Genomic DNA, 24,365 nt, shown 5'->3' with positions numbered 1-24,365 from the left:
CCATGCACATCGTCATCTCCGAATTCATGGATGCCCCGGCGGTCGACGCCTTGAAGCGCGACTTCGACGTCCGTTACGAACCCGACCTGGTCGACCGCCGCGACGATCTGTTGCGCGCGCTGGCCAACGCCGACGCGCTTATCGTGCGTAACCGCACGCGGGTCGACGCGGCCGTGCTGGCCGCCGCGACCAAGCTGCGCGCGGTGGGGCGCCTGGGCGTCGGCCTGGACAACATCGATGTGCCCGCCTGCGAGCAGCGCGGCATCGCGGTGCTGCCCGCCACCGGCGCGAATGCGCGGTCGGTCGCCGAGTACGTCATGGCAACCGTTCTGTTGCTGCTGCGCGGCGCCTATGGCGCGACCGGTCAGGTCGCGGCGGGTGCGTGGCCGCGCACGGCGCTGTCCAATGGCCGCGAGGCCAACCAGCGTGTACTGGGCATTGTCGGCTACGGCGGTATCGGCAGGCTGGTCGCGCGGCTGGCGCGCGGGCTGGACATGCGCGTCATCGCCACCGACCCCGTCCTGGCAGCGGACGATCCCGTGTGGCGCGAAGGTCTGGCGGACCGCGCCGAGCTGGCTGACCTGCTGCGCCAGGCCGATGCCGTCACCCTGCACATCCCGCTCACCGAACAGACCCGTGGCTTGCTCGACGCGGGGCGTCTGGCGACGATGAAGGACGGCGCCATCCTGATCAACACCGCGCGGGGCGGCATCATCGACGAAGCGGCGCTGGCGGATGCGCTGCGTAGCGGCAAACTGGGCGGCGCCGCCATCGATGTTTTCGACAAAGAGCCGATGCCCGCCGGCGGCCCGCTGACGGACGTACCCAACCTGATCCTGACGCCGCATATCGCGGGACTGACCGAGGAAGCCAACACGCGCGTGTCGGACATGACGGCGCAGCGCGTCGCGCAGGTCCTGCGCGGGCGGTAGGCGAAACGTTGGCGTACGATGCGGCATGTGAGGCGGGGGCCACGGCCCTGCGCTTGAACGCTGAACGGATTGCGCTGGTGGCGCCCCCATGACGGGGGCGCCGTCACGCCGTGTCGTCAGCAAGCTGACATTGAATCATTGAAACTTACGGAGTTGCCGCGATGGCCACGTTGGATCTGGACACCCTGGAAAACCTTTGCCGCGCCGCGCTGGAAGGCGCCGGCGCCAACCCTGCCATGGCGCGCGACACCGCCGCGGCGCTGGTCTACGCGGAGGCGCGCGGCATCGCTTCGCACGGGGCTACGCGTGTGCCCTTCTATGCCACGCACTTGCGCAATGGTCGCGCCGACGGCGCTGCTGTTGCGGGCATCGCGCACGAGCGCGGCGGCGCGGTGCTGATCGACGCCTATGACGGCCTGGCCTTTCCGGCGTGTAAGCTCGCCATCGAGGAAGCCATCCGTCGCGCGGGCGAATTCGGCGTGTCCTACGCCGGGGTCTGCAACAGCCATCACTTCGGCGTGGCCGCGTATCACCTGGATGCCGTCGCCCGCCGAGGCATGGTCGGCCTGGCGTTGGGCAATTCTCCGGCCGCGATGCCGGCGCATGGCGGCAAGCGGCCGCTGTTCGGCACCAATCCGATCGCGGCGGCGTTTCCCCGGCGCGATGCGGCGCCGCTGGTCATCGACCTGTCTCTTTCCGAAGTGGCGCGGGGCAAGCTGATGGTGGCCGCGCGGGAGGGCCGCGATATTCCGCTGGGTTGGGCGCTCGATGCCGATGGTCAGCCGACCACCGATCCCCGTGCCGGGCTGGCCGGCAGCATGCTGCCCATGGGCGGAGCCAAGGGCGCCATGCTGGCGCTTGTGGTGGAGCTGCTGGCGTGTGCGCTGACGGGTGCGCATTTTGGCTTCGAGGCGGATTCCTTCTTTACCGAGGAAGGCAATCGCGCGCGCATCGGGCAGGCTTTCCTGGTCATCGATCCGGGTGCCTTGGCGGGTCAGGCGGCGTATCTGGAGCGGGTTGAGACTTTGGTGTCCGCCATGCTGGAAGACACCAACGTGCGCCTGCCTGGCCAACGCCGCGAAACCTTGGCCGACGGCGCCCGCGCCACCGGCGTCAACGTCCCCGACGCGCTGCTGAAAGAGATCCGCGACCTGGCCGCCGGATAATCCGTCCGCACTCGCTGCCGCCGGCGTTTCGAACTTGGACAGGGTCCATTGGGGGTTGATGGGGTGTGGGGGCCTCCCCCAAATCATTTCTCTCAGCAGCCCCCGCTGCGGCCACTGCCTCTAACGCCGACGGGGGGCCTTGGGGGGTCCCCCCAAAAATATGAAACTCTCTTCGTAAGCACCACGCACGGCTGCGCCGGAAACCCCCAGGCGTAAGATGTCAGGCTTGTCGCAAACAACCATGGAAGAGACAGGCATGGAGACTAACAAAGACAAGCCCAACGTCGGCATCATCGGCGTAGGCCAGATGGGCCACGGCATCGCCAGCAATATCCTGAAGGCCGGCTACCCCCTGGTGCTCCTGGATCACCCCGGCAACCAGCCAGTCGACGACCTGCTCGCCGCCGGGGCCCGCAAGGCCGACACGCCAGCCGACGTCGCCCGGCAGGCCGACATCGTCGTGCTCTGCGTCACCGGCACGCCCCAGGTCGAGCAAGTCCTCCTTCAGGACAAAGGCGTCCTGGCGGGTCTACGCCCTCAAACCATCGTCATCGATTGCTCCACGGCCATTCCGTCGTCCACCTTGAAGGTGGCCCAGGCCGTCACGCAGGCAGGGGGTCGCTTCCTTGACGCCCCCATGACCCGCACCCCCAAGGAAGCCGCGGAAGGCCGCCTGAACCTCATCGTCGGCGGCGACCCCGCCTTGTTCGAAGAATGCCTTCCCCTGCTGCGCAGCTACGCGGAGAACATCACGCACGCGGGCCCGGTCGGCTCGGGCCATCGGTTGAAACTGCTGCATAACTACGTGTCGCTGGGCTTCTCGGCCGTGCTGGCCGAAGCGGCCGCCTGCGCCGATCGGGCCCAGGTGGACCGTGGGGTCCTGATGGACATCCTTGCCAAGGGTGGCGGCGATGGCGTCGTGCTGGGACGCCTGCGGCCCTATATCGAACAGGGCGACACCAACGCTTTCCGCTTCTCCATCGCCAATGCGTTGAAGGACATGGGCTATTACACGGCCATGGCGGAAGAAACCGGCGCGCCCCATGCCGCCGCCGAAGCCATCCGCGCCACCTATGCCGCCGCCAGCGACGCCGGCATCGCCCAGGCCGCGGTGCCGGAAATCATTGATTTCCTGGCGGGGGACGCAAAGAAGTAGCGGCCGACGCAGCTCCCGTCAGGAGCTGGCCGCCGACAAGGCGGCCAGTTCGCTTTCGTCGAAGCCGGCGGCGCGGCGTGCATCGATGTTGAAAGGGCCGCGCTGACGCGGCGCGGCGTAGCGCTGCGCCATCTCGGCCTGCCAAGCGACCGGATCGTGGCTACCGTCCGCGCAAAGCCAGTGGTACCAGCGATTGCCGATGGCCACATGGCCGATCTCATCGCGCAGGATGATGTCCAGGATGACCGCGCCGCGCGGGTCGCCCACGCGCGCCAGCTTGTCCCGGATCATGGGCGAGGCATCCAGGCCCCGCGCCTCCATGATCCGCGGCACCAGCGCCAGGCGAGCCGCCACGTCGTCGCGGGTCCGTTCTGCCATGTCCCACAAACCGTTATGGGCGGAGAAATCGCCGTAACCATGGCCCAGCGTTGCCAGGTGCTCGTTCAGCAGGACGAAATGGCTGGCTTCCTCACGAGCCACGCTCACCCAGTCCCGATAGAAATCAGCGGGCAGCCCCGGGAAGCGCCAGACGATGTCCAGGGCCAGATTGATGGCGTTGAATTCAATATGCGCCAGGGCGTGCAGCAGCGCGGCGCGGCCCTGCGGGGTGCCGGCGGGGCGGGTTGTCAGCTCGCTGGGGGCGACCAGGGCCGGCTTGGCTGGCCGGCCGGGTAGATGACCTGGATCGGTCAGGACGATCGCCGGGTCGACGGGCAGACTGTCGTCCAGCAGTTGGACCGCGGCTACCTTGTGGGTCCAGTCTTCGACCGCCAGGGCGGACAGCGCGCCCTGCCGGAGTTCCTTGGGCGCGAATGTTTGTTTCTCTTCCATCGCGGGAGGTTAACAAATCGCCCCTCCTGAACGCACGTTCAGGCCACGTTCTTATAATCAAGCAGCCCCCCGCCTGTAGAAACGCCCCGCCGCACCCATGACCGATCCCCAGCAAGCGCCCATTCCCACCGCCGATCCCGACGAACCGCGTCTGTCCGTCATCCGGACGCTGGACAAGATCGACCCGGAGCAATGGGACGCCCTGGCCGGCGCCCAGCCTTTCCTGTCGCATGCTTTCCTGTCCGCATTGCACGACACCGGCTGCGCGGCGCCCGCCACCGGCTGGGTGCCCTACTACCTGATCCTGCGCCGGGCCGGCGAGCTGGCCGGCGCCATGCCCTTGTACGTGAAAACCCACTCGCGCGGCGAGTTCGTGTTCGACCAGTCCTGGGCCCAGGCCTTCGAAAACCACGGCCTGGAGTACTACCCCAAGCTGCTGGCCGCCGTGCCCTTCACCCCCGTCAGCGGGCCCCGCCTGCTGGCGCTCACCCACGCCGACCGCGTGCTGCTGGCGCGCGGCGCCGTCGAGCTGACCCACAGCCTGAAACTGTCCTCCCTGCACGTCCTCTTTCCCCAGCCTGAAGATCAGCAGGCCCTGGAAGAAGCCGGCTACCTGATCCGCCAAGGCGTGCAGTTCCACTGGGAAGACGCGGGTTATGACAATTTCGACGCTTTCCTGGCCGCCCTCAGCCACGACAAGCGCAAGAAGATCCGCCAGGACCGCAAGAAGGTCGCCGCGGCGGGCATCACCTTCCGCTGGCTCAGCGGCACCGCCATCGACGACCAGGCACTGTCTTTCTTTCACGATTGCTACGTCGAGACCTACCGCAACCACTGGTCGTCGCCCTATCTGACCCTGGACTTCTTCCAGCGCCTGCGCGACCAGTTGCCCGCCGCGCTGGTGCTGATCCTGGCGTGCCGCGACGGCGAACCCGTGGCCGCGGCGCTGAACATGACCGACGGCGAAGCCCTGTACGGCCGCCATTGGGGCGCCCTCGCCTTCATACCCGGCCTGCATTTCGAGACCTGTTACCTGCAGGGCATCGAATACTGCCTGGCCAACGGGCTGCGCCGTTTCGAAGGCGGCGCCCAGGGCGAGCACAAGATCGCCCGCGGCCTGCTGCCCACCCCGACCTGCTCGGCCCACTGGATCAGCGACCGCCGCTTCGCCGACGCCATCGCCGACTTCCTTCAGCGCGAGGGCGAAGCCATTACGGCCTATCGCGATGAACTGGATGGGCATACCCCCTTCCGCCGCGACGCCAGCTGAGCACCGCCGCCCCTCCGGCACGTCCTGCGCGGCGCAGGTCGAGCAGCCGTTACCTAGCCTCGCCAACGTGTCGGTTTTTGGCAACGATCTATCGACTACGCCTAAAGTTCGAGTGAAGCTTGAACTGATGTAACCGTTCGGCGTATTGTGTCGAATCCTTGCTCGTCTTTTGAAATTTCCCGCGCGCAACGGACCAGGAAACACGCCGACCACGGCCACTCGCCACAATTTGCCTGGGTGGACGCTTAAAGCGATGGGGATACCGACGAACATGAAAAATATGACCCTGCGACAGCGCCTGTTGGCCAGCTTCGCCGCCATCCTTGTCATCATGCTGCTGATGGCCTCGGTGGACTACAACCGGCTGCTGGCCATCGACACTGAGGCCCAGGCCATCAACGACGACTCCCTGCCCGGCCTTCAATCCAGTGCCCGCCTGCTCGCGGCCTGGCAGAAGGGCTACGAGGTCCTCCGTCAGGGCGTTGCACGCCAGACGCCGGCGCCCGCCTTGCGCGACGCCCTCGACCAGGCCGACGCCGGCATGAACGAGCAGTTGCATAAGTATTCGCAGTCCGTATTCATCCTGGACGACCGCGAGGTCTACGAGACGCTGCTCAAGACCGTCAACGCCTATCGCCAGGCGCGCGCCGGAGTGATCACCAGCCTGCAGGACGCCGATATCCCCCGCGCCCGGGCCCAGTTGGCCGAAGGCGTGACGACGATATACAACAGCGGCCGCACGCAGCTGGAGCAGATGGTCGAGGAAAACAGTACCCGCGCGGACCGTTCGGTCGAGCATATCCTCAAGACCCTGCGCCATGCGCAATGGATACTCCTGGCTGGATTACTGCTGGCCCTGCTTGCCGCCGCCACGTTCGCCGTCGTGCTGACCCGCGCCATCAACGGTCCCATGCTCAAGATCGTCGACAGCCTGGACCGCTTCGGCAACGGCGACCTGAGCGCCCGCCTGCGGCTCGCCCGCAAGGACGAATTCGGCGCCATCGAGACCGGCTTCAACCGCATGGCCGACGAGCTGACCGAACTGGTCGGCAAGGCCCAGCGCTCCGCCATCCAGGTCGCCACGTCGGTGACGGAAATTGCCGCCACGTCGCGCCAGCAACAGGCCACGGCATCGGAAGTCGCTTCCACCACCACGGAGATCGGCGCCACGTCGCGCGAGATCGCCGCGACCGCGCGCGACCTGGTGCGCACCATGAGCGAAGTGTCCGCCGCCGCCGATCAGACGGCGGCCCTGGCGGATGGCGGCCACCATGACCTGTCACGCATGGAGCACACCATGCGCAGCGTGGTCGACGCGGCCGGCACGGTCAACGGCAAGCTGGGCGTGCTCAACGAAAAGGCCGGGAACATCAACCAGGTGGTCACGACCATCAACAAGGTGGCCGACCAGACCAATCTGCTGTCCTTGAACGCCGCCATCGAAGCCGAGAAAGCCGGCGAATACGGCCGCGGCTTCGTGGTGGTTGCCACCGAGATCCGGCGTCTGGCCGACCAGACCGCGGTCGCCACCTACGACATCGAGCAGATCGTGCGCGAAATCCAGTCGTCCGTGGCCGCCGGCGTGATGGGCATGGACAAGTTTTCCGAAGAAGTGCGGCGCGGCATGAACGACATGCAGCAGGTCGGCGAGCAGCTGTCGCAGATCATTCAGCACGTCCAGACCCTGGCGCCGCGCGTCCAGGTCGTCAACGAGGGCATGCAAGCCCAGGCAACCGGCGCGGAGCAGATCAACCAGGCCCTGACGCAGTTGGCCGATGCCACCCAGCAGACCGTCGAATCGCTGCGCCAGTCCAGCCTGGCGATCGACGACCTGAACACGGTGGCGGGCGACCTGCGAGGCGGCGTCACGCGCTTCAAGCTGTGATGAGCTTCCCTTCAAGCACCGGCCTCGCCGGCACGGCCGCTGCCGGCGCCCGCGCCGCGCCGCAGCGGCGCCTGTTCCTGCGCTTCACCATCGGCGCCGACGGCTACGTGCTGGACACGCATGAAATCCTGCAAGTGCTGCCGCTGCGGCGCTACAAGCAGATACCGGGCATGCCGGCCTGGGTGGCCGGCCTGGGGATGTACCACGGCAGCACGCTGCCGGTGATCGACATGACCGCCCTGGCGACCGGCCGCGCCGCCGCGCGCCTGACCAGCACCCGGGTCGTGGTGGTCGACAGCCCCGCGGCGCCCGCGGGCCGCCCCGGTGACCGGGCGCCACAGGGCCGGCCCGCGCCAGGCCCGACTACATCAGGCCGGGCCGCGCTGGGCCTGATCCTGGAGCAGGCCACCGAGACCGCGCATTACGATCCCGCGGCCTTCCTGCCGTCCGGCCTGGATCATCGCGATGCGCCTTACCTGGGCCCGGTGCTGGAAAGCGAAGGCGTGCTGCTGCAATGGCTGCGCGTCGACGAGCTGGTGCCCGATGCCGTCCGTGAACGACTGTTCGGCGCTGCCGGGGAGATCGAGGCATGAGCCCCGCGCGGCCGTCGTGGGAATCGGCGCCGGCCACACCGCAGCCGGATGCCGCGCTGCGGGCTGCGTTCAATGACCTGCTCAAGCAGCGTATCGGCGTGGATGCCGAGGCGATCGGCCAGGCGACCATAGATCGCGCCGTGCGTTTACGCGCGCAAACGTGCAGCCAGGGCGATGCGATGGCGTACTGGCGCCTGCTGGCCGGTTCGCGCGATGAACAGCAGCATCTGATCGAAACAGTGGTGGTGCCCGAGACGTCTTTTTTCCGCCATGCGGCGTCGATGGACGCGCTGGCGCTGCTGGCGCGTCAACGCATTGCCAACGGCGGCGCTTTGCGTTTGCTCAGCCTGCCCTGTTCCAGCGGCGAGGAAGCCTACACGCTGGCCATGGCGCTGCTGGATGCCGGCGTGGATGCCAGCCGGTTTTCGGTGGTGGGCATGGATATCAGCGCGCGGCTGGTCCAGCATGCGCGCCAGGGCATCTACGGCCGCAACTCCTTCCGTGGCGAAGCGCTGGGTTACCGCGCGCGCCATTTCGAGGAGACGGCCGCCGGTTATGCCGTCTTGCCGCGCGTGCGCGCCGAAGTGTCGTTCCAGACGGGCAATCTGCTGGATCCCTTGCTGGACCTGCCCCCCGCGGGCTTCGATTTCGTGTTTTGCCGCAATTTGCTGATCTACTTCGACGAGGCCACCCAGCGTGCCGCCGTCAATGTGCTGATGGGGCTGGCGCGCGCGGACGGTTATCTGTTCGTCGGTCCGGCCGAGGCCAGCCTGCTGACACACATGGGCCTGCGGCAGATCGACGCCCCCGGGGCGTTCGCCTTCCACCGTCAGGTACCACCGCCGAAGCCCGGCGCCGCGGCCGCGCGGCAGGCCGTGCCGCGGGCGAGCGGCCGGGCAGGACGCCCGACCTTGCCCCGCGTGGATACGCAGCGCCATGAATCGACCGCCCCGCCGATCAGCCCCGGCGCGGCCGGGACGACGGCCGGGATGGCGCCCAGGCCGGACGCCGCGAGCGCGAGCCGCGCCACGCCCCAGCGCGGGCCAATCCACCCGACGCCCGCGGGCGCCACTGCACAAGGAACCAGCGCGCAAGGCGCCGCCGCGAAAAGCGGCGGCACGCCGCCCGCCGCCGCCGCCAAGGACACGCTGGCAGCCGTGCAGGCGCTGGCTGATAGCGGCCGCATCGCCGCGGCATTGGACGCGGGCGCGCGACATCTGGAACAACATGGCGCATCGGCGCCGGCGTATTACCTGATCGGCGTGCTGCACGACGCCACGGGCGCGCACGCGTCCGCCGAAAGCGCCTATCGCAAGGCGCTTTATCTGGACCCCGATCACCACGAAGCCTTGCTGCACCTGGCCTCGCTGGTGGAAGCGCGCGGCGACGCGCCGGCGGCGCGCCAGCTGCGCCAACGTGCCGCGCGCGCGGGAGGCCGCGATGCTTGAACGCGACACCGCGCCCATCGACGACTGCTGGAACCGTATCGGCATCCGGGGCGACCTGTCCTGCCCGCGGCTGCGCGAATTCATCCATTGCCGCAACTGCCCCGTCTACGCCGCCGCGGCCAAGCGCCTGCTGGACCGCCACGCCCCGGCCTGCGATGACACCGAAGCCACGGACGACATACACGCCCAGCCTATCCAGGCGCCCGCCCGATCCGGCGCCGGCAGCGCACCGCCGCTATCCGCCCTGGTCTTCCGGATCGGGACGGAGTGGCTGGCCCTGCCTACCGCTGCCTTGGCCGAAGTCGCCACCATGCGGGCCATCCACACGCTGCCCCGACGCAGCGGCGCCGTGACCGGCGTCTGCAATATCCGCGGCCGGCTGCTGGTCTGCATCTCCTTGCCCACCTTGCTGGGGCTGACGTCGGCGACTCAAGCCGACCCGGCCGCCACGTCCAAGGCGCTGCCGCGCCTGCTCATTTTGAACAGCGCGCCGCGCGCCGTGGTGGCGCCGGTGGATGAAGTCGAAGCTATCCACGCCTACACCCCCGATGCCCTGGGCCCCGTGCCATCCACGTTGGGCGCCGACCGCTACAGCAGCGCCATCGCGCGCAAAGGCGACCGGACCATAGGCGTGCTGGACGCCGAACGCCTGCTGCACGCCATCCACCGGAGCCTCGCATGAAGCCCGGTGACGATATCCGCGACGCATCCCTGCTGGACCTGTTCCTGCTGGAAGCGCGCACGCAGGTGGACGTACTCAATGCCGGCCTGCTGGCGCTGGAAAGCAACGCCACCGCCGCCGACCAGCTGGAAGCCTGCATGCGCGCGGCCCATTCGATGAAAGGCGCGGCGCGCATCGTCGGACTGGAAGGCGGCGTGCGCGTCGCCCACGTGATGGAAGACCTGCTGGTCGAGGCCCAGGAAGGCCGCCGCAGCTTGAGCGGCGCCGACATCGACCTGCTGCTGCGCGGCGCCGATCTGCTGTTGAAACTGCCGGGCATGGGCGCGGCGGACGCCATCGTGCAGGCCGATATCTACGTGGCCGCCTTGACGAGTCACCTCGGCGCGGGCCCCGCCGTGCGCATGCAACCGGCGACGTTCCCGGCGTCCGCGTCCGCGCCCCCGCTCGCCGACGCCACACCGGCCGCGCTGCCCGCATATGCCACGTCTGCCGCCCCCGCGATGCCGGCCGGCCCCGCCCCAGCCCCAGCCAAGCCACCCGCGCCTGCCGCGCCGCCCCCGCCAGCCCGCCCCCAGGCCGACACCGAGCGCGCTTTGCGCGTCAACGCGGAAACGCTGGACCGCCTGCTGGGCCTGAGCAGCGAAACCCTGGTCGAATCGCATCGCCTGGGCCCCTTTGCCGCCTCCCTGCTGCAACTAAAACGCATGCAGGCGCAACTGTCGCGCACCCTGGCCGATGCCGAACACGGCGCCGGCGACGCCGACTCCCTGCGCGCCGCGCTCATGCAGGCCCGCCAGATGGCCGACGCCTGCCAGCAGACGCTGGGTGACCGCATGGCCCAGGCCGACCAGTTCGGCTGGCGCATCGGCGACCTGGCGCAAAGGCTCTACGACGCCTCGCTGGCTTGCCGCATGCGCCCCTTCGGCGACACCATCGGCGGCCTGCCGCGCATGCTGCGCGACCTTGCCCGCGACCTGGGCAAGCAAGTGCGCCTGGTCGTCCAGGGCGACACCACGCAGGTCGACCGCGACGTTCTGGAACGTCTGGAAGCGCCGCTCAACCACCTGCTGCGCAACGCCGTCGACCACGGCATCGAAGCGCCCGCGCAACGCCTGGCGGCCGGCAAGCCGGCCATGGGCAGCATCACCCTGGAAGCCCGCCACAGCGCCGGCATGCTGCTGATCGAGGTCACCGACGACGGCGCCGGCATCGACCTGGAGCAGCTGCGCGAAGAGGTGGTGGAACGCCGTCTGGCCAGCGCCGAAACCGCGGCAGCCCTCAGCGAAACCGAGTTGCTGAGTTTCCTGTTCCTGCCCGGCTTCACGACCCGCGATGCCGTCACGGAAGTGTCCGGCCGCGGCGTCGGCCTGGACGTGGTGCAGGACATGATGCGGCAGTTGCGCGGCACGGTCCGGGTCCATCAGCGCGGCGGCGAAGGCACTCGCTTCACCCTGGAAATGCCGCTGTCCCTGTCGGTGGCGCGCTGCCTGATTGTCGACATAGGCGACGAACGCTATGCCTTCCCGCTCGCCTACGTCCAGCGCGCCCTGACCATCCCCCGCGCCGCCATCGCCCAACTGGAAGGCCGCCAGCACTTCGCCCACGAAGGCAGGCAGATCGGCCTGGTGGCCGGCCGCCTGCTGCTGCAGTATCCCTTGGGCGCGCCGCCGGCGGGCGACGTGCCGGTCATCCTGGTGGGCGACGCGACCCAGACCTTCGGCGTCGCCGTCGACCGCTATGTGGCCGAACGCACGCTGGTGGTGCAACCGCTCGATCCGCGCCTGGGCAAGCTGCAGGACATCATGGCCGGCGCCCTGATGGATGACGGCACGCCCGTGCTCATCGTCGACGTCGAGGACTTGCTCCGGTCCATCGAAAAACGCGTCGCCAGCGGCGACCTGCTGCGCGTCGGTGACAGCCCGCAAAGCGACGCCCAGCGGCGCAAGCGCGTCCTGGTGGTCGACGATTCGCTGACCGTGCGCGAGCTGGAGCGCAAGCTGCTGCAAAACCGCGGCTACGAGGTCGCCGTGGCGGTCGACGGCATGGACGGCTGGAACATGCTGCGCGCCGGCACGTACGACCTGGTGATCACCGATGTGGACATGCCGCGTATGGATGGCATCGAATTGGTGACGCGCATCCGCCACGATACCCGCTTGCAGTCCCTGCATGTCATGGTAGTGTCCTATAAAGACCGGCCTGAAGACCGGCAACGCGGCCTGGATGCCGGCGCGGATTACTACCTGGGCAAAAGCAGCTTTCACGACGACGCCTTGCTGCAGGCGGTAGAAGACTTGATCGGACGCGCTCGATGAAAATAGGCATCGTCAACGATATGCCGCTGGCGGTAGAGGCCCTGCAACGGGCGCTCGCGTTCGACCCCGAATTGCAGGTGATATGGGTGGCCAGCAATGGCGCACGGGCCCTGGACGCCTGTGCGGCGCAACGCCCGGACGTCATCCTGATGGACCTGCTGATGCCGGTGATGGACGGCGTGGAAGCGACCCGCCTGATCATGGCGCAGACCCCTTGCGCCATCATCGTCGTCACCGGCGACATGGACCGCAATACCTCGCGCGTGTTCGACGCCATGGGCCATGGCGCCCTCGACGTCATCGATACACCCCGCCTGGCGGCCCCCAACCCGCGGGCCGCCGCTGCTCCCCTGCTGCGCAAGATCCGCAACGTCGGCTGGCTGATCGGCGCCTACGACCGCGGCAGCCCGGCCCACCCGGCGGCCACCAACCGCCCCTTGCCCGTCGGCGCCGCCGTCCATCTGATCGGCATCGGCGCCAGCGCCGGCGGCCCGCCCTCCCTGGCGACATTGCTGGGCGGTCTGCCGGCCGATTTCCCGGCCGCCATCGTGCTGGTGCAGCACGTCGACGCCAGTTTCGCCGCCGGCATGGCTACCTGGCTGGACGAGCAGATCGCGCTGCCCGTTCGCCTGGCGCTCAACGGCGAACGGCCGCAGCCGGGCACCGTGCTGTTGGCCGGTACGGATGACCATCTGGTCCTGCATAATGACGGCACTTTGCGATATACGCGGGAACCGGCCGAAGGCCTGTACCGACCGTCCATCGACGTGTTCTTCGACAGCGTGGCCAGGCGCGCTCGGACCCCGGCCATCGGCGTGCTGCTGACCGGCATGGGCCGCGACGGCGCGCAGGGCTTGCGGGCCATGCGGGAGCACGGCATGCTGACCATCGCGCAGGACCGCGCCAGCAGCGCCGTGTACGGCATGCCCAAGGCCGCAGCGGAGTTGAACGCCGCGATGGAGATCCTGCCGCTGGACCGCATTGCCCCCCGGTTGATGACGGCGCTCGGGACACAAGCCAGCGCAAAGAGAACATAAGACAAAGGAAAGACCTATGGAACCCGTCATGGACTACACCGGCGGATTGGGCCAGCGCCCGCAGAACGCGATGGTGCTGCTTGTGGACGACCAGATCATGGTCGGCGAAGCGATCCGGCGCGCCCTGGCGGACGAGCCGAACATCGATTTTCATTTTTGCTCGGATCCGCACGAGGCGCTCAATGTCGCCACGCAGACCCGGCCGACGGTCATCCTGCAAGACCTGGTCCTGCCCGGCGTCGATGGGCTAACCCTGGTGCGGGCCTATCGCGCCAACCCGGCCACCCGCGACATCCCCATCATCGTGCTGTCGACAAAGGAAGACGCCGCGGTCAAGAGCGCCGCCTTCAGCGCCGGCGCCAACGATTACCTGGTCAAGCTGCCCGACACCATCGAACTGGTGGCGCGCATCCGCTACCACTCACGCAGCTATCTGGCCATGCTGCAGCGCGACGAGGCCTATCAGGCGCTGCGGCAAAGCCAGCAGCAGTTGCTGGAAACCAACCTGGAATTGCGGCGCCTGACCAACTCCGACGGACTTACCGGCTTGGCCAACCGCCGCTACTTCGACGGCTACCTGGGCGCCGAGTGGAAGCGCGCGCTGCGCGAAAGGCTGGATCTGAGCCTGCTGATGATCGACGTCGATCACTTCAAAAGCTACAACGACGCCTATGGCCATATGGCCGGCGACGAGGTGCTGAAGAAAGTGGCCACGACCATCGCCGGCTGCTGCGACCGCTCCACCGACCTGCCCGCGCGCTTCGGCGGCGAGGAATTCGCCGTCGTGCTGCCGGGCACGCCCGGCGGCGGCGTGCGGCTGATCGCCGAAAAGATACGCCGCTCCATCGAGGCCCTGCGCATTCCCCATCGCGACTCCGCGACGTCGGAATGGTTGACCGTCAGCGTCGGCATGGCCACCTTGCTGCCGGAACGGCTGGATTCGTTCACCCAGCTCATCGACGCCGCCGACCGTGGGCTGTATGAAGCGAAACGCCACGGACGCAATCGGGTGATGGCACAGGAATAAGCAGGGCGCGACCAGCGGCGCGGAGGCGTGAGGGCCTAGACATAAGGGCGACGGCAAGACGGAAAAATCACGCAGGCTTCGATAAGAATAAGAATTATTGTTATTATTGCGAGCTTGGTCGTCGTACCCCGCCCTGCCCGCCTCTATTGCATGTCCTCCCCGCCCAAATCCGCCAAGGGTTGGCTCGCCCACTACCGCGAGCTGATGGGCGCATGGCGCCGCAAGAATCCCCAGGACGGCGAGGACGCCATGCAGGACGCGGTGGTCGGCATGCTGGAAAGCGGCTTGAGCAGCATTCGGGATCCACGGGCCTACCTGTCCCGCAGCACGGCCAATGGCCTGGTGGACCGCCACCGCCGCCGCGGCGTGCTCGATGTCCGCCCCCTGGATGAACTGGACGAGAGCGACCAGCCTGCCGTGCAGGATGGCCAGGGCGCCCTCTACGCCAAGCAGGTCCTGGATGCCTTGATGGCGGGCCTGGAAGAACTGCCGCCCAGCTGCCGCAAGGTCTACATCCAGCACCGCCTGGAAGGCTGGAGCCATACGGAAATCGCCGCGGACATGGGCATTTCGCGCAGCATGGTGGAAAAACATATGAGCCGCGCGCTGCTGCACCTGCACGACAAGTTGCGGAGCTACACGCCATGACGGCAGCCGACGACATTCGCGAACGCGCCGCCTGGTGGCTGACGCGCATGCACTCCGGCGAGGCGACCCACGCGGAGGTCGATGCCTGTGCCGCCTGGCGGCGCGCCGACCCCGCCCACGATCGGGCCTACCGCGGCATGGAATACGTATGGCGCGCGTCACAGCACCTGCCGGAACAGGGGCTGCGCGCTTTGCTGGCCCGCGACAAGCCGGCCGCCTTGCCCTCCCGGCCACGCCGCCGCTTCGCCTACGGTGCGGCGGGGATGGTCGTCGCGGCCGCCGCCGGCGTAACCGTCCTGCCCCTGCTGCGCGACGGTCCCGCCCAATATGAAGCCACCTTCGACACCGTATTGGGCGAGCGCCGACAACTGGCCTTGCCGGACGACTCGGTGGTGGATCTGAACGGCAATACGCATCTGCGCGTGGCGCTTTACGCGGACCGCCGCGAAGTAGAACTGCTTGCCGGCGAGGCTTTCTTCAGCGTCCGGCGCGACGCCGCGCGGCCGTTCACGGTGCGCGCCGGAGAAACGCTGGTCACGGTGACCGGCACGCGCTTCGACGTCCGCCGCGACCCCGGCGGCAGCGTGGATGTCAGCGTCAAGTCCGGGTCGGTCAACGTCGCGACGGGCCCCTGGTGGCACAAGCGCCAGCAGGACCTGGTGGCCGACCAGGCGGTACGCGTCGTCGAGCGCCGGATAAGCGACGTGACCCACGTCACGACGGACAACATCACCGCCTGGCGCGAAGGCAAGATCGTGTTCCAGGATGCCCCCTTGATCCAGGTGGTGGCCGAGGTCAATCGCTACCTGGCGTTGCCCGCGCAGTTCGACGCCGGGCCGCTGGCCGACTTCCGCGTCGCCGGCGTGTTCAACCTTGACGCGCCCCAGGCCGTGCTCGAAGCCCTGCCCGCCATCGCCCCGGTGCGCGTGCTGCGCCTGCCCGGTGGCGCGCTACGCATCGTCGCGGCACGGTGAGCCGCAACCGCCACCCCGCCCTCAACCCAGTTACAAAATAGTTCTCGTTTTCATTGAGGCGCGCTTCCCCTTTATCCGTCATTCCAATTGAGGGAGACCCGTCGCACGCATGCGCGATAGGTCTCGGAGAAGCCCGGGCCCTTGCCGCGGCGCCCGACATCGCAATCAATCTGGAAAACAGCACTCGTGGAAATTCAAGCTCGACGCAAGGCCGGCGCCCCCCGGACGTCCTTGCTGATGGGATCGTTGTCGGTCTCGCTGGCCCTGGCCCTGGGCGTCCTGCCCGCGCAAGCCAGCGCACAGAACACCCTGGTTCATTTCAACCTGCCCGCCCAGGCGCTGGGCGACGCCCTGCTGCAATTAGGCCGGCAGACCTCCCTGCAGATCCTCTTTGCGCAGGATCTGGTGCGAGGCCTGCGGGCACCGGCCATCGCCGGCACCCTGACGCCTGAACAAGCCCTGAGCCAGCTGCTGCAAGGCAGCGGCATCGAGTACGTGCGTGAAGGCAATACCGTGACCCTGGCCAAGCCGCCCTCTTCGGGCGCGGCACAGATGGAAACCGTCCGGGTCGTGGGCGCCAACGACGCCACCACCGAAGGCTCAGGCACCTACGCGGCCAGCGGCGCGTCGCTGTTCAAAGGCGCGGGGTCCTTGAAGGAAATCCCGCAGTCGGTGTCGGTGCTGACGCGGCAACAGATCGAAGACCAGAACCTCACCACCATCGAAAGCGCGCTCAACCACATGACCGGCGCGCGCGTGTCGGACTTCGACCGCGGCGAATCCGTCTATGCGCGCGGCTACACGGCCAACAAGGAAATCGACGGCGTGCCGCAGCAAAGCGCGTCCAGCGCCATCGACACCGTGCTGTATGACCGCATCGAAATGCTGCGCGGCCCGTCCGGCCTGCTTAGCGGTACCGGCAATCCGGGCGGCACCGTCAACTACGTCCTGAAACGGCCGCAGCCCGAATTCAGCGTCCGGGGCGCGGCCACGGCAGGTTCCTGGAACACCAAGCGCGGCGAACTGGACGTCACCGGGCCGCTGCTGGAAAACGGCAAGCTGCGCGGACGCGGCATCCTGATGCAGCAAAGCACGGATGGCTGGCATGACCTGGGCGACGAGAACAAGCGCGTGCTGTTCGGGGCCCTGGAATATGACTTCACGCCGGACACCACCCTCGGGGTCAGCTACGCCCACTCCGAATACAAGTACTACAACAGCTATGGCCTGCCGACCTACACCAACGGCAAGGTGGTTTCACGCAGCTCCTACCTGGCGCCCGACCGCCTCACCACGCAGATCGACGACCGCCTGATGGTCGACCTGAAGCACCGCTTCGACAACGGCTGGTCGGGACGTGCCGCCTACAGCTACGCCAGCTACAGCCAGCGCGGCTACGCCGGCTACGGCGCCAGCGCGGTCGACGCGGGGACGGGCCTGGGCAGTTACTCGCTTGGCTACCTGAACAACAATTCGCGCTGGAACAGCGTGGATGCCAATGTGTCCGGGCCGGTACGCCTGTTCGGCCGCGAGCACACGCTGACGGTCGGCTACAGCACGGCCATCTCGGATGCGAAGACGGGTTCGCAGTACACCAGCATCAAAAACTGGGACGTCCTGAACAATCACGATTTCGATTCGATTATCGCGTCGTCCAACCTGGAAGACATTCCGAACCGGACCGAGACCTACACGCAACAGACCGGCGTCTATACCAACGCGCGCATCAAGCTGGCGGATCCCCTGACCCTGGTCCTGGGCGCCCGCTGGACCGACTACTCGACCAAAACCCGCACCGTCGGCGAAAACACCACGGCATGGAAGGCCGGCGCCGCGTCAGCCAGCAAGAAGTTCACGCCCTACGGCGGCCTGGTCTGGGACGTCAACGAACAAGTCACGCTCTACGCCAGCTATGCCGACATCTTCATTCCGCAGACGCAGCAGGACGCCCAAGGCAATGCCCTGGATCCGCGCGTGGGCTGGCAGACGGAAGTAGGCGCCAAGACGTCATGGATGGACGGCGCGCTGGACGCCACCGTGGCGGTGTTCCGCATCCGCGACAAGAATCGCGCGATGATCGATCCGAACAACGTCGGCTGCGGCGGCACCAGCACCGGCACGTGCTATCGCGCGGCCGGACAGGTGCAGAGCCAGGGTGTGGAATTCGAAGTGACCGGCAGGCCCACGCCGCAGTGGGACATCATCACCGGCTACACCTACAACAGCAACAAGTACCTGACCGATTCCAATTCGGCCAATGTCGGCAAGCGCTTCCAGGCTCCGGAACATATGTTCAAGCTCTGGACCCAGTACCACTTCGCCGACGAATTCAATGCGGCCCTGCGTGGCTGGACCGTGGGCGGCGGCATGTACGTGCAAAGCGACATCGACAACGACACGGTGCGCCAACGCGGCTATGCCACCTTCAGCGCGCGCGTGGCTTACCGCATCAACGAACACTGGGAAGCCAGCGTGCTCGCCAACAACCTGTTCGACCGCACCTATCTGCGCACCACCGGCTACGCCAGCTACTACAACAGCTACGGCGAACCGCGCAATGTGATGCTGACGCTGCGCGGCAAGTTCTAAAAATAAAACAAGCCGGTCAGGCCGGCTTGATGGAGACTCACTGGCTGGGCGCGGGTCATGCCGCGCCCGCCGGCATCACAAGAATCGATCCAGCAGCTTGCGGCTCGGCTTGTCCAGCGCGGACAGGTCACGCACCAGATAATGGATGCCGTGGCTGTCGGCGATCAGCAGGGTCTGCGCGCCCAGGCGGCGGATGTCTTCCTCGCCGCGCAGCACGAAGGTGGTGGCGCCGCGATCCGTGATCACATCCCAGCTGCTGGGGGTCGCATAGCCCTGCACCGCCACGATACGCTGGATCTCCGGCATGAATTCCCGGCTGGCCAGTTCTTCGCGCAGCAAGGCCGCGAGATCGATCGGCAGGTCCTCAAGACGTTCGATCCAGACCACTTCATGGCCTTCCGCGTCGACCAGCGACAAACCCCGATCCGGGTCGCTGATGGGAAAGGCGCGCACCGGCAACACCCCTTCACGCACGACGCCGTCCGCGCCCGTATGCACCAGGCGTCCTTGCGCGTTGCGATGCAAGCTGAATGGGGTCGAACTCATAGCCAGAAATTCCTTACCTTCACGACAGCACCAGGTCGTCATCGTCGTCGTCGGTCTGCGACTCGGCTTCCGCCGCGCGCGCCTGCGCCTGGTACAGGCGATAGTAGGCGCCCTCGCGCGCCATCAATTCGTCATGGCCGCCCTGTTCGACGATCTGGCCGCGATCCAGCACCACCAATTGATCCGCCTTGCGCAAGGTGCTCAGGCGGTGCGCGATGGCGATGGTGGTGCGCCCCCGGACCAGGTTGTCCAGGGCGATCTGGATTTCCTTCTCGGTGGCGGTGTCGACCGAAGACGTCGCCTCGTCAAGAATCAGGATGCGCGGATCGATCAGCAAGGCGCGCGCGATGGAAATGCGCTGCCGCTCGCCGCCCGACAAGGCCTGGCCCCGCTCACCCACCAGCGAATCGTAGCCATGCGGCAGGCGCAGGATGAACTCGTGCGCATGCGCGGCACGCGCGGCGGCGATGATGTCTTCGCGCGTGGCGTCCGGCTTGCCGTAGGCAATGTTCTCGGCGATGGTGCCGAAGAACAGGAAAGGTTCCTGCAGCACCAGCCCGATATTGCCGCGGTACTGCGCTATCGACATGGCGCGGATGTCCACGCCGTCCACCAGAATGGCGCCTTCCGATACGTCGTAGAAGCGGCAGATAAGGTTGATCAGCGTGCTCTTGCCCGAGCCGCTGTGGCCGACCAGGCCTACCATCTTGCCCGGCGCGATCGTCAGGTCCAGCCCCCGGATCACCGACCGGTTGCCATAGCGGAAGCCCACGCCCTTCAACTCGATGCGGCCTTCCACGTGCGGCACCGGCACCGGCCTGGCCGGCTCGGGCACGCTGGACACATGGTCCAGGATGTCGAAGATGCGCTTGGCGCCCGCGGCCGCCTTCTGGGTCACGGACACGATACGGCTCATGGAGTCGAGGCGCGTATAGAACCGGCCGATATAAGCCAGAAAGGCCGCCAGCACCCCGACCGTGATCTGGTGGTTCGACACCTGCCAGATCCCGTAGATCCACACCACCAGCAGGCCGATTTCCGTCAACAGGGTGACCGTCGGGGAGAACAGCGCCCAGACCGTGTTGACCCTGTCGTTGACTTCCAGGTTGCGGTTATTGGCATCGCGGAAACGCTGCACTTCACGCTTTTCCTGGGCAAAGGCCTTGACCACGCGGATGCCGGGAATGGTGTCGGCCAGTACATTGGTGATCTCCGACCAGACCCGGTCGACCTTCTCGAAGCCATGGCGCAGATGATCGCGCACCACGTGGATCATCCAGGCGATGAAGGGCAGCGGGACCAGGGTCACCAGGGCCAGCCAGTGATTGATGGAAATCAGGATGGCCGCGGTCATCACGATCATCAGGACGTCGGTGGCGAAATCCAGCAAATGCAGCGACAGAAAGACGCAGATGCGGTCCGTTTCGCTGCCGATGCGCGCAATCAGGTCGCCCGTGCGCTTGCCGCCGAAGTACTCCAGCGACAGGTTCTGCAAGTGCGCGTAGGTGGCCGTACGCATGTCGGCCCCGATCCGTTCGCTGACCCAGGCCAGGATGTAGGTGCGCGCCCAGCCCAGCACCCAGGCCAGCAAGGCCGAACCCAGCAGGCCTATCAGCAGCCAGCGGACGCGGTCGTAGTCGATCGGCGCCCCGCTCTGGAAAGGGATGAGCACGTCATCCATCAACGGCATGGTCAGATACGGCGCGACCAGCGTGGCGGCGGTCGCCAGCACGGTCAGCACGAAGCCGGTGATCAGGGGTAAGCGGTAAGGATGAGCAAAGCGCCACAGGCGCAGCAGCGCCCAGGTCGAAGATGGCGGCACCGCGTCCGCGCCACAGGATGGGCACTCTTCCTGGCCCGCCGGGATCGGCGTCTGGCAGCTAGGACAAACCCGTATGTCGGCATCGGCTGCCACGTCGGTATCTGCCTGGTCAGCAATCGCGTCACAGCCCTCTAAGCCGGCCCTGGCCTGGGCGCTCAATTGGGCATGGCGGCGCGTGTAGGCGTCCAGCAAGCGCAGCGCGGCGGGGTTGCGGCCCAGCGTATAACGCCACACCGCCAGCCTTGCGCTGTTATCGTAAAGCTCCAGCGCGCCGGCGCCGGCGTGGTCGGACAGGGTCAGCACCCGGGTGTCGGCCAGCGGCCAACGCCGCCATTCGGCGCTCAAGGGATCGTGCGCCACGACGGCGCGATCCGTCACCAGGAGCAGGCCTGGCCGGAACTTAAGCTCGGTATCGAGGTCTAGTTCCAACAATGCCAGCACGGTCTCGTCCGGACCCAACTGGATCTGGACGTCGGCAGGCAAATTGCTGGCAAATAACTGACCATCGTATGTGGAAACAGACGAGTGATTCTTCATCGAAAACGTTCAAAGCCGCGATCGGACCAACAAGGCAAGTTCGCGGTTTCGGCCGGGGGGCTGAAAACGTGTTCCTTCCTTACAACAGAGCAGGCACCATGACCGATGGGCAACGCCCGACAAACAGGGCCTTCTTTTCTATAATCGGCAACATCTGCCAGAATCGCGCAGACAAACAAAAAGCGCTAAAAACGCGCCTCGGTCCTATCGCGGCTCGGCCGCAAATGCCTGGATGCCCTTCCGTCCGCCATCGGATATCTCCTCAAATTAAAACATGAAAAAGAAAGACATTGAATTTCTCGATGTCGTGGCTTTGCGCGGCCCGAACATTTGGACCTACCGGCCGGTGCTGGAAGCCTGGGTCGATATTGGCGAACTGGAAGATTTTCCGTCCAATCTCATCCCCGGCTTCTACGAACGCCTGTCCACCTGGCTGCCGTCACTGATCGAGCATCGGTGCAGCCCCGGCGTGCGCGGCGGCTTCCTGCAGCGCCTGCGCGAAGGGACCTGGCCCGGCCACATTCTGGAGCACGTCACGCTGGAACTGCAGAATCTTGCAGGCCTGCCGGGTGGCTTCGGCAAGGCGCGCGAGACTTCCGAACGGGGCGTCTACAAGGTGATCGTGCGCGCCTGGCAGGAACAGGTGACGCGCGCGGCACTGGCCGAAGGCCGCGACCTGGTCATGGCGGCCATCGAAGATCGCCCCTTTGACGTCGACGCCACGGTGGCGCGCCTGCGCCGCCTGGTCGACCGCCACTGCCTGGGCCCCAGCACCGCCTGCATCGTCGATGCCGCGGACGACCGCGACATCCCCTACACCCGCCTGTTCGAAGGCAACCTGGTGCAGTTCGGCTACGGCGCCCGCCAGCGCCGCATCTGGACCGCCGAAACCGACAAGACCAGCGCCATCGCCGAAGGCATCTCGCGCGACAAGGACCTGACCAAGTCGCTGCTGTCCGAGTGCGGCGTGCCGGTGCCGGAAGGCCGCCTGGTCAAGTCCGCCGCCGAAGCCTGGGAAGCCGCGCAGGACATCGGCCTGCCCGTGGTCATCAAGCCCTACGACGGCAACCATGGCCGCGGCGTCTTCACCAACCTGACCACCTACGAGGAGGTCGCATCGGCCTACTCGGTGGCGGATGAAGAAGGCAGCGGCGTGATGGTCGAACGCTTCGTGGTGGGCAACGAACACCGCCTGCTGGTGGTCGGCGACCGCATGGTGGCGGCCGCCCGCGGCGAACCCGCCTGGGTGGTCGGCGACGGTGTCTCCACCATCGACCAGCTGATCGACAGCCAGATCAATTCCGACCCCCGCCGGGGCCGTGGTGAAGACTGCCCCTTGAACCCCGTCCGCCTGGACTCGGCGGCACGCCTGGAAGTGGCGCGCCAGGACCTGACGCCGGAAGCCGTGCCGGCCGCCGGCCGCCGCGTGCTGATCCAGCGCAACGGCAACGTCGCCTTCGACTGCACCGACGCGGTCCATCCCGACGTGGCGCGCGCGGTGGTGCTGGCCGCGCGCATCGTCGGCCTGGACGTGGCGGGCGTGGATTTGGTGGCCGAAGACATTTCGCGTCCGCTGGAAGAACAACGCGGCGCCATCGTCGAAGTCAACGCGGGCCCCGGCCTGCTGATGCACTTGAAGCCGGCCGACGGCCAGCCGCGTCCGGTCGGACGCGCCATCGTCGACCATCTTTTCCCCGAGGGCGAAGACGGCCGCATTCCCGTGGTCGGCGTGACCGGCACCAACGGCAAGACCGTGGTGTCGCGCCTGATCGGCCGCCTGCTGTCCCTGTCCGGCAAGCATGTGGGCGTGGCCTGCAGCGAAGGGCTGTATTTCGACCGCCGCCAGGTGCAGAAAGGCGATTGCGCCAACTGGGCCGCCGGTCGCCGCGTGCTGATGAACCGCTCCGTCGACGCCGCCGTCATCGAAAACAGCAGCGCCGTCGTGCTGGGCCAGGGCCTGGCCTACGATCGCTGCCAGGTGGGCGTGGTCACCAATATCGACGCCTCCGACCATCTGGGCGACTTCGACATCGCCGACGCGGACCGCATGTTCAACGTGCTGCGCACGCAAGTGGATGTGGTGCTGCCCAGCGGCACCGCGGTGCTCAATGCGCGTGATCCGCGCGTGGTCGACATGGCGCAACTGTGCGACGGCGAAGTCATGTACTTCGGACTGGACCCCAGCAATCCCGTCATCGCCTCGCATGTGGCGCTGGGCAAGCGCGCGGTCTATGTGCGCGACGGCCAGGTCGTCATGGCCACCGGCTCGCAGGAAGAAGTGCTGTCCAGCGCCGTGGCCCTGCCGCTGACCCAGGGTGGCCGCGTCAACTTCCAACTGGAAAACGTGCTGGCCGCCGTCGGCGCCGCATGGGCGCTGGGCGTGTCCGCCGACCTGATCCGCGTCGGCATCGAAACCTTCGACGTCGACCAGGCCGATGCGCCCTGGCAGTTCACGCCTTACGAGCGCGACGGCGCCACGGTGGTGGTCGACGGCGCCCACAACGTGTCGGCGCTGCACGCGCTGGCCGATGCCATCCAGCATTTCCCCGCCGAGCATCGCACAGTCGTCTACGGCGCCGGCCTGGACCGCCGCGACGAAGACCTGGTGGCCCAGGGTTTGGCCTTGGGCGCGGTGTTCGATCGCGTGGTGCTGTACGACGACACCACCGTCCCCAGCAAGCGGCCCGCCGGCCAGGCGCGCGCGCTGCTGCGTGCCGGCCTGGAACAGGCCCAGGGACGACGCGTGACCGAAATCATCGACGAACCCGACCATGCTCATGCCGCCACCGACGTGCTGGCCCGGCTGCGTCCCGGTGACTTCGTGCTGCTGCAAACCGACGAAGGCGCCTCCGAACCTACTATCAACCTGGTCCGCCGCTGGATCCAGCAAAGCTGACGACAGGAATC

Annotated in this window: 18 protein-coding genes; 15 read left to right on the top strand and 3 right to left on the bottom strand. The window is 67.2% G+C overall.

Annotated features, from left to right (window positions below):
* Positions 1-2 precede the first annotated feature (2 nt).
* From ASB57_RS01510 to ASB57_RS01500, 3 genes are all read left to right on the top strand, one after another.
* On the top strand, positions 3-932 hold the full coding sequence (locus tag ASB57_RS01510) for a hydroxyacid dehydrogenase (RefSeq protein WP_057649944.1): 930 nt from the start codon (positions 3-5) through the stop codon (positions 930-932).
* A gap of 161 nt (positions 933-1,093) precedes the next feature.
* The gene (locus ASB57_RS01505) at positions 1,094-2,098 is read left to right on the top strand and encodes an Ldh family oxidoreductase (protein ID WP_057649941.1); all 1,005 of its coding nucleotides are present in this window, start codon (positions 1,094-1,096) and stop codon (positions 2,096-2,098) included.
* Between the two features lie 256 nt (positions 2,099-2,354).
* Entirely contained in the window at positions 2,355-3,254 is a 900-nt protein-coding gene (locus ASB57_RS01500) for an NAD(P)-dependent oxidoreductase (RefSeq protein WP_057655840.1), read from the top strand.
* 18 nt (positions 3,255-3,272) lie between these two features.
* Here the strand turns inward: ASB57_RS01500 and ASB57_RS01495 are convergent, their stop codons facing one another.
* Entirely contained in the window at positions 3,273-4,085 is an 813-nt protein-coding gene (locus ASB57_RS01495) for a ferritin-like domain-containing protein (RefSeq protein WP_057649940.1), read from the bottom strand.
* A 97-nt stretch (positions 4,086-4,182) separates the two neighbouring features.
* Between ASB57_RS01495 and ASB57_RS01490 the strand changes: the two genes are divergently transcribed.
* The 11 genes from ASB57_RS01490 (at position 4,183) to ASB57_RS01440 (ending at position 18,553) form a co-directional block, all read left to right on the top strand.
* Positions 4,183-5,355, top strand: a complete 1,173-nt coding sequence (locus ASB57_RS01490; protein ID WP_057649938.1) for a GNAT family N-acetyltransferase — start codon at positions 4,183-4,185, stop codon at positions 5,353-5,355.
* Positions 5,356-5,626: 271 nt separating this feature from the next.
* Positions 5,627-7,240 carry a methyl-accepting chemotaxis protein gene (locus ASB57_RS01485; protein WP_057649936.1) on the top strand — a complete coding sequence of 538 codons (1,614 nt, stop codon included), beginning with the start codon at positions 5,627-5,629 and terminating at the stop codon, positions 7,238-7,240.
* Complete coding sequence (locus ASB57_RS01480) at positions 7,240-7,833, top strand: chemotaxis protein CheW (RefSeq protein ID WP_057649934.1); 594 nt, start codon at positions 7,240-7,242, stop codon at positions 7,831-7,833. The genes ASB57_RS01485 and ASB57_RS01480 overlap by 1 nt, the downstream gene beginning before the upstream one ends.
* Positions 7,830-9,281: a protein-glutamate O-methyltransferase CheR gene (locus ASB57_RS01475; RefSeq protein WP_082621301.1), complete on the top strand. Its 1,452-nt coding sequence runs from the start codon at positions 7,830-7,832 to the stop codon at positions 9,279-9,281. The genes ASB57_RS01480 and ASB57_RS01475 overlap by 4 nt, the downstream gene beginning before the upstream one ends.
* Positions 9,274-9,963 carry a chemotaxis protein CheW gene (locus tag ASB57_RS01470; RefSeq protein ID WP_057655838.1) on the top strand — a complete coding sequence of 230 codons (690 nt, stop codon included), beginning with the start codon at positions 9,274-9,276 and terminating at the stop codon, positions 9,961-9,963. The genes ASB57_RS01475 and ASB57_RS01470 overlap by 8 nt, the downstream gene beginning before the upstream one ends.
* A complete protein-coding gene (locus ASB57_RS01465; protein WP_057649932.1) occupies positions 9,960-12,278 on the top strand; it encodes a hybrid sensor histidine kinase/response regulator in 2,319 nt (772 codons plus the stop codon). Before ASB57_RS01470 ends, ASB57_RS01465 begins: the two co-directional genes overlap by 4 nt.
* Positions 12,275-13,315 (top strand): chemotaxis response regulator protein-glutamate methylesterase, encoded by a 1,041-nt coding sequence (locus tag ASB57_RS01460; protein WP_057649930.1) that lies wholly within the window; start codon positions 12,275-12,277, stop codon positions 13,313-13,315. The genes ASB57_RS01465 and ASB57_RS01460 overlap by 4 nt, the downstream gene beginning before the upstream one ends.
* Positions 13,316-13,331: 16 nt before the next feature.
* Complete coding sequence (locus ASB57_RS01455; RefSeq protein WP_057649929.1) at positions 13,332-14,342, top strand: PleD family two-component system response regulator; 1,011 nt, start codon at positions 13,332-13,334, stop codon at positions 14,340-14,342.
* A gap of 150 nt (positions 14,343-14,492) precedes the next feature.
* Positions 14,493-14,990: a sigma-70 family RNA polymerase sigma factor gene (locus ASB57_RS01450; protein WP_082621300.1), complete on the top strand. Its 498-nt coding sequence runs from the start codon at positions 14,493-14,495 to the stop codon at positions 14,988-14,990.
* The gene (locus ASB57_RS01445) at positions 14,987-15,964 is read left to right on the top strand and encodes a FecR domain-containing protein (protein ID WP_057649925.1); all 978 of its coding nucleotides are present in this window, start codon (positions 14,987-14,989) and stop codon (positions 15,962-15,964) included. Before ASB57_RS01450 ends, ASB57_RS01445 begins: the two co-directional genes overlap by 4 nt.
* Before the next feature lie 186 nt (positions 15,965-16,150).
* The gene (locus ASB57_RS01440; RefSeq protein ID WP_057649924.1) at positions 16,151-18,553 is read left to right on the top strand and encodes a TonB-dependent receptor; all 2,403 of its coding nucleotides are present in this window, start codon (positions 16,151-16,153) and stop codon (positions 18,551-18,553) included.
* A gap of 75 nt (positions 18,554-18,628) precedes the next feature.
* Here the strand turns inward: ASB57_RS01440 and ASB57_RS01435 are convergent, their stop codons facing one another.
* Together ASB57_RS01435 and ASB57_RS01430 are read right to left on the bottom strand one after the other, a co-directional pair.
* On the bottom strand, positions 18,629-19,099 hold the full coding sequence (locus ASB57_RS01435) for a DUF1854 domain-containing protein (protein WP_057649921.1): 471 nt from the start codon (positions 19,097-19,099) through the stop codon (positions 18,629-18,631).
* Positions 19,100-19,118: 19 nt separating this feature from the next.
* Entirely contained in the window at positions 19,119-21,458 is a 2,340-nt protein-coding gene (locus ASB57_RS01430) for an ABC transporter transmembrane domain-containing protein (RefSeq protein WP_057649920.1), read from the bottom strand.
* A 274-nt stretch (positions 21,459-21,732) separates the two neighbouring features.
* Between ASB57_RS01430 and cphA the strand changes: the two genes are divergently transcribed.
* Positions 21,733-24,354 carry a cyanophycin synthetase gene (gene cphA, locus ASB57_RS01425; RefSeq protein ID WP_057649918.1) on the top strand — a complete coding sequence of 874 codons (2,622 nt, stop codon included), beginning with the start codon at positions 21,733-21,735 and terminating at the stop codon, positions 24,352-24,354.
* Positions 24,355-24,365: the final 11 nt, after the last annotated feature.

It is taken from the genome of Bordetella sp. N (assembly GCF_001433395.1).
GTDB lineage: Bacteria > Pseudomonadota > Gammaproteobacteria > Burkholderiales > Burkholderiaceae_B > Bordetella_C.
The sequence above is the reverse complement of the archived record's forward strand: the minus strand, read 5'-3'. Positions and strand labels throughout refer to the sequence as shown.

Coding starts and splice junctions, on each gene's coding strand:
- ASB57_RS01510 (WP_057649944.1), top strand. CDS start 3: ATGCACATCGTCATCTCCGAATTCATGGATGCCCCGGCGGTCGACGCC.
- ASB57_RS01505 (WP_057649941.1), top strand. CDS start 1,094: ATGGCCACGTTGGATCTGGACACCCTGGAAAACCTTTGCCGCGCCGCG.
- ASB57_RS01500 (WP_057655840.1), top strand. CDS start 2,355: ATGGAGACTAACAAAGACAAGCCCAACGTCGGCATCATCGGCGTAGGC.
- ASB57_RS01495 (WP_057649940.1), bottom strand. CDS start 4,085: ATGGAAGAGAAACAAACATTCGCGCCCAAGGAACTCCGGCAGGGCGCG.
- ASB57_RS01490 (WP_057649938.1), top strand. CDS start 4,183: ATGACCGATCCCCAGCAAGCGCCCATTCCCACCGCCGATCCCGACGAA.
- ASB57_RS01485 (WP_057649936.1), top strand. CDS start 5,627: ATGAAAAATATGACCCTGCGACAGCGCCTGTTGGCCAGCTTCGCCGCC.
- ASB57_RS01480 (WP_057649934.1), top strand. CDS start 7,240: ATGAGCTTCCCTTCAAGCACCGGCCTCGCCGGCACGGCCGCTGCCGGC.
- ASB57_RS01475 (WP_082621301.1), top strand. CDS start 7,830: ATGAGCCCCGCGCGGCCGTCGTGGGAATCGGCGCCGGCCACACCGCAG.
- ASB57_RS01470 (WP_057655838.1), top strand. CDS start 9,274: ATGCTTGAACGCGACACCGCGCCCATCGACGACTGCTGGAACCGTATC.
- ASB57_RS01465 (WP_057649932.1), top strand. CDS start 9,960: ATGAAGCCCGGTGACGATATCCGCGACGCATCCCTGCTGGACCTGTTC.
- ASB57_RS01460 (WP_057649930.1), top strand. CDS start 12,275: ATGAAAATAGGCATCGTCAACGATATGCCGCTGGCGGTAGAGGCCCTG.
- ASB57_RS01455 (WP_057649929.1), top strand. CDS start 13,332: ATGGAACCCGTCATGGACTACACCGGCGGATTGGGCCAGCGCCCGCAG.
- ASB57_RS01450 (WP_082621300.1), top strand. CDS start 14,493: ATGTCCTCCCCGCCCAAATCCGCCAAGGGTTGGCTCGCCCACTACCGC.
- ASB57_RS01445 (WP_057649925.1), top strand. CDS start 14,987: ATGACGGCAGCCGACGACATTCGCGAACGCGCCGCCTGGTGGCTGACG.
- ASB57_RS01435 (WP_057649921.1), bottom strand. CDS start 19,099: ATGAGTTCGACCCCATTCAGCTTGCATCGCAACGCGCAAGGACGCCTG.
- ASB57_RS01430 (WP_057649920.1), bottom strand. CDS start 21,458: ATGAAGAATCACTCGTCTGTTTCCACATACGATGGTCAGTTATTTGCC.
- cphA (WP_057649918.1), top strand. CDS start 21,733: ATGAAAAAGAAAGACATTGAATTTCTCGATGTCGTGGCTTTGCGCGGC.